Genomic DNA, 19,558 nt, shown 5'->3' on the forward strand with positions numbered 1-19,558 from the left:
TTGACTGAAAAATTCCGTGATCAGCTGGTCTGAATGGAACTAATTCCTTTCGTGAGATCAAAGCAGACTTTCACGGACTGATGATCAACAAAGAACGTGTTGCTGTTCAATTTCCATTCGCTTGAGACACGCTTGATCAATTGCGACTGAGACCCGTGTGACAAAGTCAGCTGATTGGATGCGGCGATATTGCTTGATCGGGGAATACTGAGTGTAAAGCACTGGGTGGCGAACGGCGCGATGAGAGATATTTTGCCGTCAGTCAACGTGATTTTAGTCAGTCGTTTCGCCGCCCAGTAGCGTCCGATTTCACTTAGCTTCATCCACACGGTCTGTTTGCCGTACACCGACGCAATTGTTCTGACGATCGACTGAAATGCGTGAAAGCCGTCTTTGGATCCATTGTTGAACATGCCCGGCCAATGACACAGCATGACAGCGGGTTGCCTTGCACGAATGAGATCAGCCATCCGTCCCGTTTGACCGTCCGGCGAAAGGTAGCGTTGTTGTTCGATTGTGCGGATACCTTGCCACCCTCCAAACCAATCACCGGTTCCCGCCAACACGTTGGCTGTCACTTGCGGGTAGGTGGAATCAAGTGCGGAAAGGTTTTCTAGTTTGGGTTCGGTGTCGTCACCCATTTCGACATACTTGAAATAGTGCGGCAGTTCAGTGCCAAAGACATCGCGAACGGCTTGATGAACAGCGGCGGGCAATTCCTTCTTGACTGCGTTGCCAAATCCCCCGGGTGTTGTGACGCCCTCGCAAGGAAGACCGCAGTTTTTCAAAATGCGAAGCGCGTAAGCCAAGTAGGCAGCCAATTCATCCACGCTCTTCTTTTCTTGTGGAAACGAATTTTCCATGGTCGCTTTGTTGATCTCCTGCATCGGGCGACCGGTTTTTAAATCGATCACGCGCGTGTGGGTGATCATCTCTGGGTGAATGTCCCAGTTCGGCACCATCAGATCACGCACTAATTTCAGGCTGTCTTGCAACTGTCGTCGTGACCAACCGGGGAGTTCGCGGTCCATCCAACCGACACACGCGGGGTAGGGGACGATGCTGTATTTTCCTTTGACTCCGTTTTCCGAGCACCACTCGCCAAACTCGCGTACGAATGAATCGGGAATCTCACGCGGCCACTCTTGCCAAGGTTGTTTGTACTCCGCGCGGTCCGGCCAAGCGGTTGCGAACTGCGGCGTGCAAAAGTGCCCCATGTTCACCAAGCAAGTCGAATCGTCGATGACGAACGATAGCGGCACGCGGTCCCGAGGAAGCAGAACGCTGATTTTCGATTGCGTCGATTGATCAAGCAAAGGTGGTGACACGGTTTTTTGAGCTGGCAGTTGCTTGGCCGTCAACGTGCCTGCTGCTCCGAACGCCATCGCACGGCGGCGATTCAAAGCGGTTTTGTCGAGTCGCACGGAAATGATCCCCCAAGCAGTGTTCTGAAACAGTGTCCGCTATTGTATGGCAAACTGGCAGACACTTTCCAATCCAAGCGGCGCGGCTGTCCAATGGTTCGGATAATTCATCGTAGCTACCGTCTGGCTGGTCTCCTCCTGTAGCGATCGTGTTGGTCGTGGCTTACCATCGTTCTCATTGACGCAATCCAACACGCGAAGCGGCGCATCGTAGATGAAGATTGGGATTCCAAAAGAAGTCTATCCAGGCGAATGTCGTGTGGCTGCGACGCCCGAGACGGCTCGACGATTGATCGAAAAATTGTCATTCGATGTTGTCGTGCAAGCCCGCGCGGGGGATGCGGCCAGCTTTCCCGACACGCAATATGCCAACGTTGGCTGTGAATTGGTCGACGATGCGTCAGCGATATGGGAAACTGCGGACATCATCTTAAAAGTGCGCAGCCCAGAACCGTTTGAGGTCGACCAACTTCGTTCCGGTCAAACGTTGGTGACCTTTCTGGCTCCTGCACAAAATGAAGAACTGCTGCAAGGAATAGCTGATCGCGGCGCGACCGCCATTTCGATGGACGCGATTCCACGGATCAGTCGTGCACAAAAAATGGATGCGCTCAGCAGCATGGCCAACATTGCTGGCTACCGCGCGGTGGTCGAAGCTGCCGGTCTGTTTGGCCGGTTTTTTACCGGGCAAATCACAGCCGCCGGCAAAGTGCCTCCGGCGAAGGTGATGGTCATCGGTGCCGGCGTCGCAGGCTTGGCAGCGATCGGCACGGCGCGAGGATTGGGCGCTATCGTGCGGGCATTTGACGTCCGTCCTGAAGTTGCCGAACAAGTTAAAAGCATGGGCGCGGAGTTTTTGTTTTTGGAATTCGAATCGGATGAATCCGGATGCACGACTGGCGGCTATGCCAAAACAATGAGCAAAGAGTTTATCGATGCTGAAATGGCTCTCTTCGCTCAGCAGGCCAAAGAAGTCGACATCATCATCACCACGGCGTTGATCCCCGGACGGCCCGCACCTGAATTGATAACGCGAGAGATGGTGCAGTCGATGAAGCACGGCAGCGTGGTCGTCGACTTGGCAGCCGAGCAAGGTGGCAATTGCGCGGTCACGGTGCCCAACGAAGTGATCACGTTTGACGGTGTTCATGTGGTGGGTTACTGCGATTTGCCAAGTCGGTTGGCGCATACATCCAGCCAGCTGTACGGGACGAACCTGTATCATTTGATGGAGGACATGGGCGGCAGCGAAAACTATCGCGTGGACATGAACGACGAAGTGATTCGCAGCGCCACGGTTGTCAACGCGGGGCACGTCACTTGGCCTCCACCACCGGTTTCGGTGTCCGCGAAACCTAAATTAGTCGAAACTCCGACGGCGCCAGCGATTGCCAAGACCGGGGCGTCGCCGGCGATGACTTGGGCACTGTTGGCCGCGGCGGTGCTGGCTTTGGTTGGTGTCGCAATGACCAGGGATCAAGGATTCATTGCCGACGTGACTGTGTTTGTGCTCGCTTGCGTCGTTGGCTGGCAAGTGATTTGGAATGTCACGGCTTCGCTGCATACACCGCTGATGAGTGTGACCAACGCGATTAGCGGCATCATCCTGGTAGGCGGAATGATTCAGGTCGGCGCGGGCAGCGGGCTGGCAGCGGCATTGGGCGCTGTCGCGAGTTTTGTTGCCACGATCAATATCGCCGGTGGCTTTTTGGTCACTCACCGCATGTTGAAAATGTTCCGCAAGTAAGGCACTTCAAGAGTCATGATGGAATTCGTTTTCGCGAGCGGTTTGTTCGCAGTCGCTGATGCGATGCAGCTTAGCCAGTCATTTGCAAACGTGATGTATATCGCCGCTGCGGTGCTGTTTGTTCTTAGCCTGAGCGGATTGTCAAATCAATCGACCGCAACGCGAGGCAATTTGCTTGGCATCGTTGGGATGTTGCTGGCGATCACAGCGACGTTGGTTGGATACATGAGTGGCGGCTATCCCTGGATGGTGTTGGCCGTGATCCCGGCAGTACTGATCGGAGCAGCGTTGGCCGCCCGCGTTCCCATGACAGGGATGCCCGAGCTTGTGGCGCTGCTGCACAGTTTTGTTGGATTGGCTGCGGTGTTGGTGGGGATTTCCACGTATGTGGGCGAAGCGGAAATGCGTGCATTGGTTTCCGCATCGGAGCTGGCATTTGATGGAATGCCTCTGCCCAAGACTGCAACGCAATTGATGATTCACAACATCGAAGTGTTTGTCGGTGTTTTCATCGGCGCGATTACCTTCACTGGATCGATTCTGGCGTTCCTGAAACTCCGCGGCACGGTCGGTGGAAAGCCGCTGGCAATTCCGGGGCGTCATGTTTTGAATCTAGGATTGCTGATTGTCTGCGCGGCGCTGGGGGTTTGGTTTTGTCGCTCCGCCGGTACGGGCGAACCAGGCATGCAGCCGCTGATGTTGATGACCGTGATCGCGTGTTTGCTGGGAGCGCATATGGTCGCCGCGATTGGTGGTGCTGACATGCCGGTCGTTGTGTCGATGTTGAATTCCTATAGTGGTTGGGCTGCTGCTGCCGCTGGATTTATGTTGCACAATCACTTGCTGATCGTCACCGGCGCGTTGGTGGGGAGTTCCGGGGCGATCCTGTCGTACATCATGTGTGCTGCGATGAATCGTAGTTTTGTCAGTGTGATCTTGGGAGGATTCGGAAACGGAGCAGGCGGTCCTGCTGCGGAGATTGATGGGACAGTGACTGAGTTCAATGTCGAAGAGACTGTAGCGACGCTCGAAGAATCTCAGAGCATCGTGATCGTTCCCGGATATGGAATGGCAGTGGCCCAGGCGCAGCACTCGTTAGCCGAAGTCGTCAAGGTACTGCTCAAGCGTGACAAGGAAGTTCGCTTTGCGATTCACCCGGTTGCCGGTCGGCTGCCCGGGCACATGAATGTTTTATTGGCCGAAGCGAATGTGCCTTACGACATTGTGCTGGAGATGGACGAAATCAATGAAGACATGTCCGACACGGATGCAATCTTGGTGATTGGTGCCAACGACATCGTTAATCCGGCTGCATTAGAAGATCCCAACAGTCCCATCGCGGGCATGCCGGTCATTGAAGTCTGGACGGCCAAAACTTGCATCGTGATGAAACGCGGGATGTCCGCGGGCTACGCTGGCGTGGATAATCCGCTGTTCTACAAAGAAAAAACTCACATGCTGTTTGGTGACGCAAAGAAAAACATCGATGCGATCTTGCGAGCACTTCAGGCGTGATACGTTGGTCCACGGCCAAAGCAATTACGAAAGCACGCCGTCGTCCAGTGTTAGCCGTATGTCCGCCAACGCATCGGCTTCTTCATGGCTGTGAGTGACGTGCAGAGTCGTCACGCCGGTTTTTGTTTTGACATCCCGTAGCAATTCTTGCATTTCGTTGCGTGTGGCGTCGTCCAACGCACTTAGCGGTTCGTCCAACAACAGCACTGATGGGCGGAATGACAGTGCGCGTCCGAGCGCGACTCGCTGTGATTCGCCACCGCTTAGTCCCGTGATGCTGCGATCTAGCAAGTGGGTGATGTCCAGCACTTCGGCCATCTCGGCCGCGCGTTCTTGGATGTCAGCGGCGGACCACCTGCGTAGTCGCAACGCAAATTCGATGTGACCTCGCACCGTAAAGGTTGGAAAGAGAGCCAGATCTTGGGGCACGTATCCAATCTGTCTGTCGCCAGGTGACCAGTCGGTCACATCCACCTGGTCAACCAGGATTTTTCCCGCCGACGGTTTTCGCAATCCACAAATGGTTTCAAGGATGGTGGTTTTGCCGCGTCCGGTTCGCCCCATCAGCATGGCGTATTGCCCGTCCGCGACTTCAAAAGAGAGGTTCCGCAACGAAAAGTCGCCGGCGTCGATCGCAATGTTTTGGAGTTCGATCATGCTGACAATCCCGTTCCCAGCATCCGCAAGATCAAGAGTACCACCACGGCCATGGCCACCATCAATAGGGAGACAGCAACGGCGGCGTCGAGTTGTCCGATCGATAGCTCCAGAAAAACGGTCGTCGATAGAACTTCGGTTTTCATGCGAGTTGAACCGGCAAACACGAGGATGGGACCAAATTCACCCAGGGCTCGTGCCCAGGCAATCGTGAAAGCAGCGATCATGCCTCGCCAAGCTTGCGGAATAGCGATTTGCAGGAACGCTTGTGATCGCGTGCAGCCCAGAGTGCGAGCCACATCTTCGGCGCGAGGGCTGATTTGATCGAACGTCACTCGCATGGTTCGCACAGCGAACGCACAAGCAACGGAAAACTGAGCCAAGATGACTGCGGGCCAGCGGTACGTCACCGGAAAGCCAACGGTATCGCGTAGCCAATCCTCCAAACGCCAGCCAAAGATTGGTAAGTGAAAAAGGATCAGCAAGCTTAGGCCCAGTACTAGCGGTGGCAGCACAATGGGAATGTCCACCAGCGTGTCGACCATCCAACGACCGGGGAATTTGTATCGCGATAGTAGGTAACCCAGAGGTGTCGCGACCCACAGCGAAAGAACTGCGGCAACCGTGCATGAAATTAATGTCAGCTTGAACGCCGATTGGATCTCAGGCTTTCTCAGCGCATCACGGAAATCGGTCCACGAAGTTGACATCATGTCAGCAGCGAGCAACAAAACGATTAGCAATACAAAACACGCGGAGATACCGCTCATCACCAAAAAGAACAAGTTGTCCGATCGCTGACGGCGTGGCGGTTGGCCAGACGGAGAAGCCGACGAAAGCGGTGGCATGCTGGATTGGGTCGGAAAGTGGATGGGAGGGACACGATTGTTGCGAGCGAAAACCTCCCGGTCTAGTAACGCCGCAAAGGTACTGCCAACGGCGCTAGTGGGAGCGATCTTTGCGACAAGGATTATTCTTCGGTCTCTGGATCTTTACCAGGGAGAGTCTTGGTCGTATTGACTGTTTGGAGTTTCCAGCGGAAGCCTTCCGCTGCAAAATCGTCTTGTGACTTGGCTGAGCAAATCTTTTGAAAGAGTCGGCTCGCAGTTTCGGGATACTTGGAATCTGTGGCAACAGCCCAGGGCTGAGTGGCAGTACTGCAAGAGATTCCGGTAATCGGGTAGGCGTCGAGGAATTCTGCGGCGCCCGCTGCGTTGCTCAAGTAAGCGACGGCGGCATCCAGGGATCCGGCTTGCAGTTGATTGACCAGCATGTCACCGGTGGGCGACTGCACAGTGACGTTGTCCATCACTTTGGTTTGAATGCCACCTTCACGAAACGTCTTTTGTGTCAGCCAACCCATGGCACACTGTTTTTCGTGGCCGACGCCGACTCGGAGGCCTTTTCGAGTCAGGTCTTTGAGTGTCGTGATATTATTGGGATTTCCTTTTTGCACAAGGATTACCAATTCGTTTTCGGAAACGTCGACGCGTTCGGGAAACAGGTCGGTGACTTGGTCCATGAATTCGCTGTCGCAAGCAAAGTAAGCATCGGGGTGTTGGCCGGCTTTCATTTGTCCGACCAAAATGCCGCAGCCGTTGTACACACGATTGACACGAATACCTTCGCGGCTTTCAAAGGCAGCGATGGTGTCTTCGATGGCGGGGCGAAGCATGGAACCGGCAAAGATATTCAATTCTGGTATGTCTCCCCAGCTTTCTTTTCCATCAACGCGAAAACCGAATTCTTCGTATCGTTTCATGCCACGGTCAATGGCTGCGGCATAGCGTGCAAAGTGCAGTGCCGCTTGTGGTTGTTTGCTCGACGCAATGACTCCGACCGAGATATTGGCTTGTGCATCGGCCAGTTCTGGAAGCTCCACGAAATCGACCCCGTCAAACGTATGCAGGACAGCATCAAACACAATTCCTGCGTCAGCGGCTCCAACGTCAATGTCGCGTGCTACGTCGGTCACCGTCGTGTGGGTTGCGGTCGTCGCATCGTCTAGTTTTTTCCACAAGCCGACTTTGGAGAGGACGTTGCGGGTTAATTTGCCGACCGCGGCCGCATCAGGGTTGGCTTGGATGAATCGAGCGTCCTTGGACAGAAGGTCGTCGAACTGAGTGATGGACTTGGGGTTTCCTTTTCGGACGGCGACCACTGCCTGCATTTTGGCGACCGGAATGATCTCAGCAACGAGCTCTTTGTCGCTCGCCATTGCCAAGTAGCTGTCGTCAGCTGGTAAAAACAGATCGCCGGTTTTGCTGACTTCGATCGATGACAGCAGTGTTTGCGAGGGACCGTATTGGATCTGCAGCGGGCGGTTGAACTCGGCTTCGTAGTCGCTGCGAATCGCTTCCATCACGGCACGATTACTGGCGGCACAGAAAAGTACCAGAGGCTCAGCGGCTTCGCCATTGGCGTTGGTAATGGACGTTGATTGATCGTTTCGGACGAGCAGAAAGATCATTGCGGCCAGCAGCAGGCTGGAGCCAACTATCAGAGCGATGAATTTATTCATGGGAAGATCTTGGTCGAAAAACCAGGCGGGATGTGTGGAGGCAGTATGGCAGCAGTCGGGCGACTACTTGCGTCCGGGAGGAATCGTGAGGGTGGCGGGAGGTTGGTTTTGCTGTTGGTGCAGCGGTGTGTCGGCGGGGATTTCACCGTCTGCGCCGAACAACTCCGTGTCCCAGTCAGCGGTGATCAGTAAGTCGAATCCTGGATTGCGTTCTTTGACCTGGCAGGAACATGCTCCCGATAGAAAGACGGTTAGGTCATCGATCAATTGGTCGCTCAGTTCGTTTGCCGGAATGACCTCCAGTGCTCGGCCACGGCCAAAGATCGGAACAACGAGTGGTTCGCCGTTGCGATACGCGCTTCCTTCAATCTTAGTCAGCAGCGTGGATAGAAACACCTCCTCAGGATTATTTGCTGCGATGGTCAGCGTGCTGAACTGCAACAGCAAAGGGGTTTCGGAAAATAGTTCCGATCCGGGCAGGCCGATTCCTTCGGGCAGTTGCAGTTTGTCAGCGAGTAATTGGAAGCGATCGTCTAGTTGCTGCTTGATGGCTCGATTTTTCTTTTCATCTTCCGATTCGAGCACGAGCCAAACAATTGAGTCGCCTTTAAGAAGTCGACGTTGGATTTCCTGTCGCGCTGGCGAATCGGCCAACTGTAGTTCCGGCAAATGGCTGGGGTTGCCTTTCCAGACCTCTAGCACTTTTCCACCATTGACTTTGCAGCGTACAACAGCCTGTGCGATCAACGGGCCTTTGTCGCCACCGATCTTGCTGGTCTTTGTGTCGCGCGTGATCGTGATTCTCGGCGATGCTTTTCCTTGTCTCTCCAAGGCTGATTCTTGCTGCTTGGTCAACTGGTCCGGAAAGAAGACCAAGATCTCACATGCGTCTGGTTTCCAACGTTCCAGTGCGTAGCGAAACACAGGGATGTTGCACGCTTGCGCCGTGGCGGCCAGCAGGCCGGCGATGATCAGTTGGGAAGTAAAACGTTGCATGGTTTTGTAGCCCCGCGCCGCTGCGTTGCGGGCGTGGTAAACGAGTTTGGCAAAGTAGACGCGGCGCCTTCGTTCTTGCGAAACGTAAGGCAGTTTATTTTCCGAAACAGATGACTTTGCCGTCCAACGTTGACAGAAATAGTTTGCCGTTTGCGCCTGCTAGTCCGTCCCATGATGGAAGCGACTGCAGGTCGACGGTGTTGATGACTTTGCCTGTTTCGATGTCGACCGACAAAAGTTGTGCTCCGTCGTGTCCCTCCAACGCGTCGTCCTGTTTGGTCAACAACCGCGTTACTCGGGGATCGGATTCGGACAGTTGTTTGAACGTGGCCTCTTCGTCGATGATGTCGGGTGGGCCGGCGATAAACAGTGTCTTTCCTCCCAGCACCATCGCACGAACATAGATCGGCACGTCCTGCGTCCACTTGGGATCGACCAAGCTGTTGCCAGGTTTGGTGGAACCGCTGTCGCCTACCTTTTTACGTTTGCCGGTGAATTGAATCGCTTTTCCGAACTTGCCATCGACCGGTTTGCCACCCATGACGGTCCCGTTGTTGCGTTTGATCGAATGGTCGCGAGCCGAACCGTCATCGAAGCTTACCGCCAAGACCGCGTTGCTGGAAATTTCACTTCCATCGGCATGTCGCTTGCTGATTTGTTCTTTGGTCGCAGCAGCAAAATACAATCGAACTTCGTCGACCACCCCTGATAGTTGCATGGGTGACTTGTAGTTGCCGACTGCGGTTTGGCCATCCGCTCCCACGTCCAATGGCTGGGCTGGATCGGTCTTGATCAGCGAGGCGGTCTTAGCGGTGCCCACACTTTCGCCATCAACATAAAGCGTCATTGTCTTGTCATCGGCAAGAACGCCAGCGAGATGGTGCCAGCCTCCCACGATGCGTTTCTTGCCGGTGATAGTCGTCAGTTGGCTGTCGGCGCGAACATGAAACGTAGGACGCCCGCCTTGAATCGTGAGCGCAAAGCCTTCCGATGGGCCGCCACGTGCAACGATCACACCTTGCGGTTTGGTGGCTGTCACCCAAGCCTCGATCGTCAACGGCTTGCCGGTCGGATCCAAGCTGGGTGTTTTCGGGAACGTGGCAAAGGAGTTCGCACCGGCGGCGCCCTTCTTTGCTAAGTAGTCTTTGGGGATCTCGGGCGGATTGGGGTCAGCGGCAAAGAGTTGGTGTTCAAGCGTCGTCGTCCAACGAAGGTATTGAGGTTTTCGGCCGTAGCCAAAAACATAGCCGTTGCCGTTGACGAGCAGTCGGCCCGACGGCGCAAACCGGCCGGCTTGGTAGTAGCCGCCATGACCACCTGCAAAACTTTGGCCGAGCACCCAGTAAGATCGGTGGAACCAGGTTTCGTCCAGGAAACCCATCGGTGCAAAAATGTGGGCGTCTTCACCGCGTTGCTTGGAAGCTTGACCGGCAAAGTCCCCGGAATTGGGGCCGATTTCAAGGCGGTTGCCTTCCAAGTCAAACTTTTGCGACTTCATGAAAATGTGTTTTCCGTCACAGGACAGAATGTCGGGCAACCCAACCGGCATTTGCAAGATTTGGAGTTTCTCCTGCAAGTTATTGCCTGTTTCAGGATTAGTTTCATCCATGATCGTTTCGGAAAGTTTTTCACCATTCGCCAGATCTAATCGGAGCAATCGCAAACCGCCATCGAGAAAGTTCGACCGTCCGGCAACGCAGTAAACGGTGTCGTCGTGGATCAGCACACTGCCGTGAACCGGCCAGAGTGATTCGAGTTGCTCGTAGGCCATTGTGCGACGATCGATCGGCGCGACACGGTAACGCCACGCCAATTCGCCCGAGGACGTCAAACAGTACACCCATCCATCGGTTGCCCCAAACACCACTCGTCCACGATGAATCGTAGGCGGTGAATCAATGCGAGCACCTGCGGTGTAAGTCCATTTTTCTTGGCCGGTGTTTTCGTCCAAAGCGTGCAAAGTGTGCGAGTCAATTTTGGCAATGTAAACGTTTCCCTCCGCGATGACTGGCGAAGTAATGCGTCCGCCAAGATCTGCCGACCACGTTTCGGAAACTGCGGCATCAACGGGGCGCGTCGTTGTTCCGCTGCGGCCCTGATCGTGTCGGTAAGTTGGCCAGTCGTCGGAGTTCTTTGGCGGCGCGTCGGTAAGCAGTTGTTTGTACGCCGCGCCTTTTTCTAGACGTCCTTCCTCAGGCACTTCGGCGGGAATCGGGCGAGTCGGTGCCATCGGGGCTAAAGAGTTAAAGCCAAAGAGTTTGGCTTCTGGATAACAAGCACAATTGTGTGGCGGCGCGTACGTCAATCCGTTGCAGGGCATCACGCCGTACAGGCACCCTCCGCGAACCCAGTGGTGAATGTCCCAGTGTTCCTTGTCAGGATCGACAAACTCGATTCCGGTTCGCGATGGCATCAAGAAATTTTGCGTGCCTTTGGCAATGTAGCAGCGGTGATGAAACCAGTACGTTTCGACATCGGGGGCGAATTCCTTTTTGACTTCGCCGGTGCGCGGATCGCGACCTTTGTAGACGCCGGAGTCTTTGCCCGAAGTCAGCGGTGCCAGCCAGACCAGGCCTTTCATCACCATCAGGTCTTGCGGGCTTTGGTAGCCACTGTTGGGAAAATCGCTATTCCAAAGTTCCTCGCCGCTCTTGGCATCAAAGCTTTTCATTTTGCCGTCGCCGCCGGAGTACAGCACAACGTCGTCGTGCACGACCAGTCGCGGGCCAAAGTTGAAGGTGAACGATTGACGGCGGGTGACTGATTCGGACTGCCACACCGCTTTGCCGGTTGTCTGGTTCACACCGACGACTTTTTCGCCGTCGTGAAAGAAAACGTTGTCGCCATCGGCGGCCATTGTCAGGGGCGAAACTTTCGTTTTCTTTGCCCAAAGCTGTCGGCCGGATTCGATGTCAAACGCCATTAAAACGCGAGGCTCTTCGTCGTAAAAAATCTCGCGGCTGCGAGCTTGGTCGCCGACCGTCCCAAACAGCGGAACGTAATCTTGAAGTTCCGCTTTGCCTTTGCGGACAACTAAAAACAGCTTGCCGCCGGTCGTGATGATTTCTTCGGTCGCATCACTGCCTTCATAAGTCTGCACGGTTTCGCCAGTCGACGCGTCAAGTGCTGTCAGAGGTGCATTGAAACCAAGGGTGACGTAGACGTGTCTGTCGTCACTGACCAAGCGTCGAGACAGCTGGGTGGGGCCACTTTTGAGAGGCCATAGGTGTGTTTGCCATTCGTCGATGTCGCGTTTCCAAAGCACGCTGCCGTTGAAAGCGTCTCTCGCGATCAGTTTCCATTTGGAAGGCAACTGTATCGAAATTCGGCTGCCTTCATCCATGATGTAAAACAGTTTTCCGCCCGTCGAAACCAACGCGCTCATGCTGGCCATGCGATCGTGATGCCGTGCCCAACGCGGGCTGCCGACCCACTGTAGGTGACGCGGCGGCGCGACGACGTCGTCATCCGCTACCGAGTTGCCCGTGGCATCGTGCAAGTAGTGCGACCATTCGTCGATGTTATCAGGGCGCGGTTTGATCGTCTTTTTCCAAGTGTCGCCGTCTTTGATCAGTGCGACACCGTGGGGCACCAAGACACGGAGCACTTCGTCCATCGCGATACCATCCAGAGTATCGGCGACGAACAAATTGACGAGGTTGTCGACGTACGGCAGCGAGTCACCGTCGAGCCGGTCAACGCTGACTTCGCCGTAGACCTTCTTTTCACGAAGTGAGTTTCGCACCGACTTGATCATCGACGAATCTCGCATCAGTGCGTGAACTTGAATCGACGACTTTTCGCCAAGTGCGGCCAGCTTGTTAGCATCCGTTTCGCCAAGGCATACGACGAAACCGCCCGTCATGGCGGACTGCGACAAAATCGCTTTTGCATCGCTCGCGGCGTCGGCCCAAGCGGACGAGGAAAGCAGGCCGCACAGAAGAAGAACAATCGCAATAAAACGAGGCAAGCGAAGGATCATGGGGGACGCTCCTGAGTGGCAGGTCGGGGAACCCGAGATTGTAGCAGGGATTGGCTCGTGATTACGTTGCGTCTAGCCATCAAACGGTATCTTCAAAAGGCCGTTTGTCCGCTTTCTGCAGGGGTGCCAGTCTTTTTGTCTCTGTCGTATAACCTTGTCCATCTTCCCGTCCCCGTTTTCAGTCCACGAGACAACTGAAATGCCACGAGTCAAAGCCTTCCGCGCGGTCCGTCCCACAGTCGAAAATGCTGCTCAGGTCGCCAGCGTCCCCTACGATGTCGTCAATCGCGATGAAGCCGCGGCTCTGGCCGAGGGCAACGAACAGTCTTTCTTGCACGTTGTGCGTCCCGACATCGATTTGCCCGCCGATACGAATCCGTATGCGGACGAGATCTACGCCAAGGCGGCGGAGAACCTCAATCGATTCATGAGTGATGGGGTTCTAAAGCAAGATGACAGCGAAAGCATCTTTCTGTACCGCCAAATCATGGACGGCAAGAGCCAAGTCGGCGTCGTGTGTTGCTGCCACGTCGATGACTACGAAAACAATCTGATCCTGAAGCACGAGTTCACTCGGCCTGCCAAGGAAGACGATCGCACTCGACACGTCACCACGCTGAAGGCGCACGCCGGACCCGTTTTCTTGACGTATCGCGACAATGCGAAAGTCAACGATTTGGTGGCGTCTGCGATTGGAAGTGATCCGGTCTACGATTTTACGGCTGCCGACGGCGTCCAACATACTGTGTGGAAGATCGACGACGCCAGCGAGTACGTGGCCGGTCTAACCGATGTGCCAGCATTTTACGTGGCAGATGGTCACCACCGCGCCGCGAGTGCATGGCGCGCCGGCAAAGCACGCCGTGAAGCAAATGCAAACCACACGGGCGAAGAAGAATACAACTGGTTTTTGACGGTTCTGTTTCCTGCCAGCGAGTTAAACATTCTGGCGTACAACCGCATCATCAAAGATCTGAACGGGATGACTGCCGAAGAGATTCGTGGGCGTCTTGCCGAAGTAGGAACTTTGGAACCGACAGATGATCCTGTGCCGCCAAGCTCCGGATCGTTCTGCGTCTACCTGGACGGATCGTGGTCACGCTTGACGGTGCCGGCCGATTCGATCGACCAAGACGATGCGATCAATTGTTTGGATGTTGCCATCCTTGAACAACGCGTGATCAAGCCGATCTTCGGGATTGATGATGTTCGCACCGATCCACGGATCGATTTTGTAGGCGGCATTCGCGGCACCAAGGAACTCGAAAAACGAGTCGACTCAGGCGACTGGGCTTGCGCCGTTTCGATGTACCCCACGTCCATCTCTGAATTGATGGCTGTATCGGACGCCGGCGAAGTCATGCCGCCCAAAAGCACTTGGTTTGAACCCAAACTACGAAGCGGACTGCTCACGCACTTGTTGGATTAGCAGTTTGCCTGGCATCGGAATCAGTGCTTTTTCCCCGGTCGCTTGCGATCGATAGCGGCCTGATCCTCGCCTACCGTTTGGTTAATAGGCCTTGTGTCTGCATCCACGCTTGTAGGTGTTGGGGCCAATGCGAGACAGCGTTTTTACTTGGTCGCATGCCATAGCCGTGTCCTCCTTTGGTGAAAGCGTGTAGTTCGGCGGGGACGTCGTGCTGGCGGAGTCGGGCGAAAAGCAACGCTGATTGGGCGCCACGCAGTGCATCGTCCCAAGTCACTGCCATGAACGTAGGCGGCGTGTCCTTTGTGACCGTTACTAGTGGTCCTAGTTCGATCTCTTTTCGGTCGTCGTAATTGTTGCCTAAGTACGCGCAGTAGATGGGGCAGATGAAATTGGGGCGGCAACTCAGATCGTCTGCTTTGTCGACACGCTCGTAACAATTGGTTTCGTACTGGACCCCTGACATGACCGTCAGATGGCCGCCGGCTGAAAAGCCCAACGTACCAATGCGATTAGGGTCGATGTCGTATTTCTTGGCGTTGTGCCGGACGACGCGGATGGCGCGTTGCACATCTTGCATCGGTTCCCAGTGGATCTTGTCGGGGATTCGTCGAGGGACTCGGTATTTCAGGACAAACGCACTGACGCCGATGGAGTTGAACCACTGTGCGATTTGGACGCCTTCGTGGTCCCAGGCCAAGATGTTGTAGCCTCCACCTGGGCATATCACGACGCCGCAGCCATTGGCTTTGTCGGCAGGGGCAGGGAAGTGCGTCAGCGAGGCACGTTTGATGTAGGCGATTCGTTCTGGCGTCGTTTTGCTTTTGAACTGCGCGACCTGTTCGGCGTCAAACTTCACGCTGCCCGCCGGAAGTTCTCCCGGCCAAATTTCGAATTCGGTCTGCTGAGCAAACGCGTTGGTAGACAACAAGATTGCGAAACAAAGGAAAGGTTTCAAAATTGCGGGCATGATCGAATCGGAGCGATTATTGGAGGAAGACGGAGAGTTCTTTAAGCTTGTCAGTGTTGATCAAATCGACGCCAGCTTCGTGCAGAGTTTTCCAGGCGATTGGCTTGTCGGGGATGGACCAAAATCGCACGCGGCGGTTGCGAGCGTGAACCTGTTGAATGATGTTTTTGAGTTTTGCTGCGTCGTCGTCACTGATTGCACCGTCACCACGCCAGCGAAAATTGCGTCCCCAATGATCGCTGATGAGCGGCATTTGGTGCGCAAGTAGGTCGCTGTTGAGGTCTGACAGACGACCATCGATGCCGACAAACCGAGGTGACTGAGCGAGGATCGTTTCATTTGCTCGGTTGCCGCTAACGATTGCAGTTACGGCTTTATCGGTCACTTTGTCGCCATCGATGCGAGTAAAGACTTCGTCGTATTGGCCTAGCAATTCGTTGAGCGCCAAGAACGTCGATTCTGCATCTGATTTGATATCGATCAACAGCGTAAAGCCGGGGCCATCGGGATGGACTTTTCCAGCATTGGTTTTGATCCGCTTCCGCAATGGTTCAAGGTAAAGCTGTTTCAGCGAACGTTCGATTTTTAATTGGTCGCGATCATGAGCAACTAGTAGTTCTCCGTCGACCAAATAGATGTCGGCTTCGACGCTGCAGAAACCTTGGTCAAGTGCATCCAGAAGCGGACGAGCGTGTAAGTAATCGTTGTGTGCGTGCGCGTGCGGGTGGACGACTGGCAAACGCCGGTCTTCCTGCGCGTCGACTTGGTTTACGAACGTAAAACTCGCCACGACAAAGATCATCGTGGCGAGTGTGTTTGCCTGTTTCATGAGATGCATTAAACGGAGGTTTCGTAGCCTTTGCGTTGTTCACGCTGGACGAACGAATTGGCTTGTTTGTCGTCACCAAAATCTTCTGTTTTGGGATCGAACACGACTTTGCGTCCCAAACGCATGGCCACATTGATCGCGTGGCAAACGTTGAGCATCCGGTGGTGTGACTGGACATCCGACGCAGGTGTTTTTCGACTCTTGATGCACTCCATGAAGTTCTTCATGTGGAATCCATCTTCGCCAAAACCTTCCGTGCCGGTTGGATCGTCAACGTACAGTTTGCCAATCGCGTCGCCGGCAAGTGGTTTGTCCTTGAGCATTTCGACGGGCTTGCCGACAATTTTTCCTCGGTTGACCAAGAATCGACCCTGGTTCCCCTCGAACATGATGCCGTTGTCAAAACCTAGTTTGGGGGCGTTGTCACGGACGTACATGTCCAGTCCGTCGGCGAACGTGCATTTGACATTGAATTTGGTCGCGCAGTTGAACATGTCGTCTCGCTGAGGCATTCCATCGACAAATTCGACGGGGTGTGTGACGTCCAGAGGATCAATGGTGATCTTGCCAATGTCATCCCCCAGTTTGTTCAGTGACCACATGGCAACGTCGACGTGGTGAGCACCCCAGTCAGTCAGTTTGCCTCCGGAGTACTCATAGAACCAACGGTAGTAGCGGTGGGCACGGCCAAACGGAAAGCCTGCTCCCCAGCCGGTTGTATCGACGATTTCGCTTTGAGCGCGATAGTCGACCATCGGACATTGACCCAGCCATTCGTTCCAGTTCAGCGATTTGGGAGGATCGCATTTCGGCAATGTGACCGCGTCGCGTGATCCGCCAATGCAGACGGTCACTTTGCTGACCTCGCCCACGCGATTGTCTCGCATCATTGCGGCTGCTTGAGCAAACCGCTGGGCAAATTCGGTTCGTTGCTGAGTACCAACCTGAACAACGCGTCCGGTCTTTTTCATCGCCGCTAAGATTTGCTGACCCTCGCGAATCGTCAGTGTCAACGGTTTTTCCGCGTACACGTCCTTGCCCGCGTTCATCGCGTCGATAGCGATCTTGGTGTGCCAGTGATCGACGCTGCCGATCACCACGACGTCGACTTCTTTGTTGTCTAACAGTCGGCGGTAGTCTTCGTGGGCGCCAACGACGATGGGACGATTGTTTGCTCGGTGAATGTCGATCGCGACTTGCTGAGCACGTCCAAGCTGAACACCGTCGACGTCTGCGATGCCGATGCATGGACCGAACTTGAGGGCATGTTTGCCATGGTAGGTGTGGTACCGAATGCCTGCACCGACAAAGGCGACACCGGGTTGTTCGTTGGGCGATTTAAAATCCGCTGCCCAGGCGCTGCTGGCGGCAACACTGCTGAAATAGGCTCCGAACGAAGTCGCGGCGGTGGCCTGCAAAAAACCGCGGCGGGATGTTTGATCGGAGGTGTCTTTCTTCTTGTTTGGCATGGTCGCGATAAGTTAAAGGAATCGATAAGGATAAGAGCAAACAGGGACGCTGAATTCTAAGCCCATGACGTGCGTCGACGTCGATCGAGGGCGTCACGATTATATCTCTCTCAAGGACTCACCAGTCCAACTGCTTTGGGAAAAATTCGTCGATCAGCTCACAATAGTAGGGCTTCAGCGCTTGCACGTCCGGGCGTTGATCGCTTTTGCTGTACAAATCGTAGGGATTGAATTTTTTGACCCACTCCATCATGGCTTCGTCTGTGGGGCTCATCAGGTGGGTATAAGCACCTTCTCGATGGCCGGCGTAAAACGAGTGGTACCGAATCATGTACTGGGCTTCGATCGGCAAGTAGTTCTTGACGACGTGATACAGGTATTCGTCATGTCCCCAGGACAGCAGGACGTTGTCCAGGCCCGTGTTGGTTTCGTAAATCCCCTGTGCGGTGGAGAGCTCGATGTCTTGGCGATCGGGATTGGCGTCAAAGTACTCTGCCAAAACAATTTTGTCGCTGAATGCACAGCCGACCGGGAAAGTGTCGCCGACGACGGACCACTGCGGTTCACCGTACAAACAAAGGATCTTGCCGAGATCATGAACCAACCCAGTTAAGATAAACCAGCGCGGGTGTCCGTCACGACGAATCGCTTCGGCAGACTGCATCAGGTGTTCGATCTGCGACAATTCCGTGTCGGGGTCGCTTTGGTCGACGAGCGTGTTGAGATACTCCATCGCCTCCCAGATTCCCATGCGGCGCTGACGCAGCGGCAGGTACTGTTGCCGTTTTAGCCGATTGAATTCCAACGTCTGGTGTTCGTGGTTGAGACGATAAAATTCCCGAACACGATTGTGTTCGGGAGCTTCGTAGTTACGAAATTCACTCGTTGTCTTTTCTTGGTCGCTATAGCGGCTTCCAACATCATCATCCCAGTCATCGACATGATGAAGCGGTTGGTCGTTGGTTGTATCACGCATCGGAGGGGAAGAGTGTTAAGGTAGGTGCCAGGTTTTCAATCTCAAGATTAGCAGACGACAGGTCCATTGTGTCAAGAATCAATCGGTTTACCGCGATCGTCTTGGTCCTCTTTGGGCAAGCGATTGTCCAGGGCCAAGATGACCCTGCTCAGGATCAAGGGCCAGAGATTCAAATGGATCATGACATCATCGCTGGGATGGTTTGCTTGGCGACGTTTGATGACGTCGCGGATCTTAATCTGTCCAGTAATCAGGGCTGGGTGTCTACGGCGGCAACCTACCGAAATGCAGTCGAACGTCGTGATGTCAAAACGCATATTCAGCGTCCGCATGTCGATATTGCCGACGGAGCGGGGCGGCTCGGCGATGCACTGCGATTTACCGGAGTCTCTCCGCAAGTTTTGTTTTATCGTGCGGACGAATTTCATTCCGGACGTCTAGGTTTTGTCGCTGCTTGCGAGCTGACCCTCAGTATTTGGGTGCGACTGGCAACGGCAAATTCGTCGATGACGACAAAGGACCAGTCGAATTCAATATTGGTTCAGCTGGCTCAGCCCGAATCGTCGGGGCCCACTCTGGGCATGGAATTGATGCGTGGTGGCGGGCAGAATTTGGGCCAAGCAGGGGATGATTTGCGTTTGGTGTTGTCCGATCAGCCACGTGATGGCACATCGGAACTTGGCGAAGCGATTTCGGGTCAGACGCTTGTCCGAATCCGGCGTCCGCCGTTAATTGACGGGCGTTGGCATCATCTGTGTCTTTCGATTGGGCATGTCAAACCGCTCGACGCTGAACAGGCAAAGCAGACACTCGCCACGCTCACGATGTACTTGGACGGCCGTCGAATGGGACGATCGACGTTGAAACGAAAAATGAGTTTTCACTTCGGCGACGGCGCATTGATACTCGGTCATCAATTCGTCGGAGACATCGACCAGCTTCAAGTTTGGGGCCGAGTTTTGTCTGCTCAAGAAGTTCGCCGCGTTTATGAACGACCCGAACTGATTCGCTAGTGGTTAGACTAGTGCCGTCTCAACAAAGCACAC

Annotated in this window: 14 protein-coding genes; 4 read left to right on the forward strand and 10 right to left on the reverse strand. The window is 54.5% G+C overall.

The annotated features are described in order from the left end of the window. Window positions 1–20: 20 nt before the first annotated feature. Window positions 21–1,424: a hypothetical protein gene (locus K239x_RS01860; protein WP_419189567.1), complete on the reverse strand. Its 1,404-nt coding sequence runs from the start codon at window positions 1,422–1,424 to the stop codon at window positions 21–23. A 214-nt stretch (window positions 1,425–1,638) separates the two neighbouring features. On the opposite strand from K239x_RS01860, the gene K239x_RS01865 reads away from it, so the two are divergent. Together K239x_RS01865 and K239x_RS01870 are read left to right on the forward strand one after the other, a co-directional pair. Next, on the forward strand, window positions 1,639–3,171 hold the full coding sequence (locus K239x_RS01865) for a Re/Si-specific NAD(P)(+) transhydrogenase subunit alpha (protein WP_145415991.1): 1,533 nt from the start codon (window positions 1,639–1,641) through the stop codon (window positions 3,169–3,171). A 15-nt stretch (window positions 3,172–3,186) separates the two neighbouring features. After that, window positions 3,187–4,686 (forward strand): NAD(P)(+) transhydrogenase (Re/Si-specific) subunit beta, encoded by a 1,500-nt coding sequence (locus K239x_RS01870; protein WP_473163563.1) that lies wholly within the window; start codon window positions 3,187–3,189, stop codon window positions 4,684–4,686. A gap of 24 nt (window positions 4,687–4,710) precedes the next feature. Here the strand turns inward: K239x_RS01870 and K239x_RS01875 are convergent, their stop codons facing one another. The 5 genes from K239x_RS01875 to K239x_RS01895 all read right to left on the reverse strand — a co-directional run bounded on the left by K239x_RS01875 (window position 4,711) and on the right by K239x_RS01895 (window position 12,842). Further along, window positions 4,711–5,343 (reverse strand): ABC transporter ATP-binding protein, encoded by a 633-nt coding sequence (locus K239x_RS01875; protein ID WP_145415992.1) that lies wholly within the window; start codon window positions 5,341–5,343, stop codon window positions 4,711–4,713. Continuing rightward, complete coding sequence (locus tag K239x_RS01880; protein WP_145415993.1) at window positions 5,340–6,191, reverse strand: ABC transporter permease; 852 nt, start codon at window positions 6,189–6,191, stop codon at window positions 5,340–5,342. The genes K239x_RS01875 and K239x_RS01880 overlap by 4 nt, the downstream gene beginning before the upstream one ends. Before the next feature lie 122 nt (window positions 6,192–6,313). Then, window positions 6,314–7,864: a substrate-binding domain-containing protein gene (locus K239x_RS01885; RefSeq protein ID WP_145415994.1), complete on the reverse strand. Its 1,551-nt coding sequence runs from the start codon at window positions 7,862–7,864 to the stop codon at window positions 6,314–6,316. A 63-nt stretch (window positions 7,865–7,927) separates the two neighbouring features. Continuing rightward, window positions 7,928–8,860 carry a hypothetical protein gene (locus K239x_RS01890; protein ID WP_145415995.1) on the reverse strand — a complete coding sequence of 311 codons (933 nt, stop codon included), beginning with the start codon at window positions 8,858–8,860 and terminating at the stop codon, window positions 7,928–7,930. A 94-nt stretch (window positions 8,861–8,954) separates the two neighbouring features. Beyond that, window positions 8,955–12,842: an outer membrane protein assembly factor BamB family protein gene (locus K239x_RS01895; RefSeq protein ID WP_145415996.1), complete on the reverse strand. Its 3,888-nt coding sequence runs from the start codon at window positions 12,840–12,842 to the stop codon at window positions 8,955–8,957. A 199-nt stretch (window positions 12,843–13,041) separates the two neighbouring features. On the opposite strand from K239x_RS01895, the gene K239x_RS01900 reads away from it, so the two are divergent. After that, a complete protein-coding gene (locus tag K239x_RS01900; protein ID WP_145415997.1) occupies window positions 13,042–14,271 on the forward strand; it encodes a DUF1015 domain-containing protein in 1,230 nt (409 codons plus the stop codon). Between the two features lie 70 nt (window positions 14,272–14,341). Here K239x_RS01900 and K239x_RS01905 read toward each other — a convergent pair whose 3' ends face one another. From K239x_RS01905 to K239x_RS01920, 4 genes are all read right to left on the reverse strand, one after another. Beyond that, window positions 14,342–15,238 (reverse strand): alpha/beta hydrolase, encoded by an 897-nt coding sequence (locus K239x_RS01905; RefSeq protein WP_145415998.1) that lies wholly within the window; start codon window positions 15,236–15,238, stop codon window positions 14,342–14,344. 16 nt (window positions 15,239–15,254) lie between these two features. After that, entirely contained in the window at window positions 15,255–16,067 is an 813-nt protein-coding gene (locus K239x_RS01910) for a phosphatidylinositol-specific phospholipase C/glycerophosphodiester phosphodiesterase family protein (protein WP_145415999.1), read from the reverse strand. Window positions 16,068–16,075: 8 nt separating this feature from the next. Beyond that, entirely contained in the window at window positions 16,076–17,536 is a 1,461-nt protein-coding gene (locus K239x_RS01915) for a Gfo/Idh/MocA family protein (RefSeq protein WP_145416000.1), read from the reverse strand. Between the two features lie 118 nt (window positions 17,537–17,654). Further along, window positions 17,655–18,512, reverse strand: coding sequence for an inositol oxygenase family protein (locus tag K239x_RS01920; protein ID WP_145416001.1), 858 nt, complete (start codon window positions 18,510–18,512; stop codon window positions 17,655–17,657). Between the two features lie 68 nt (window positions 18,513–18,580). Between K239x_RS01920 and K239x_RS01925 the strand changes: the two genes are divergently transcribed. Beyond that, window positions 18,581–19,525, forward strand: coding sequence for a LamG-like jellyroll fold domain-containing protein (locus K239x_RS01925; RefSeq protein WP_145416002.1), 945 nt, complete (start codon window positions 18,581–18,583; stop codon window positions 19,523–19,525). Window positions 19,526–19,558 lie beyond the last annotated feature (33 nt).

This window comes from Stieleria marina (assembly GCA_007741555.1).
Taxonomy (GTDB): domain Bacteria; phylum Planctomycetota; class Planctomycetia; order Pirellulales; family Pirellulaceae; genus K23-9.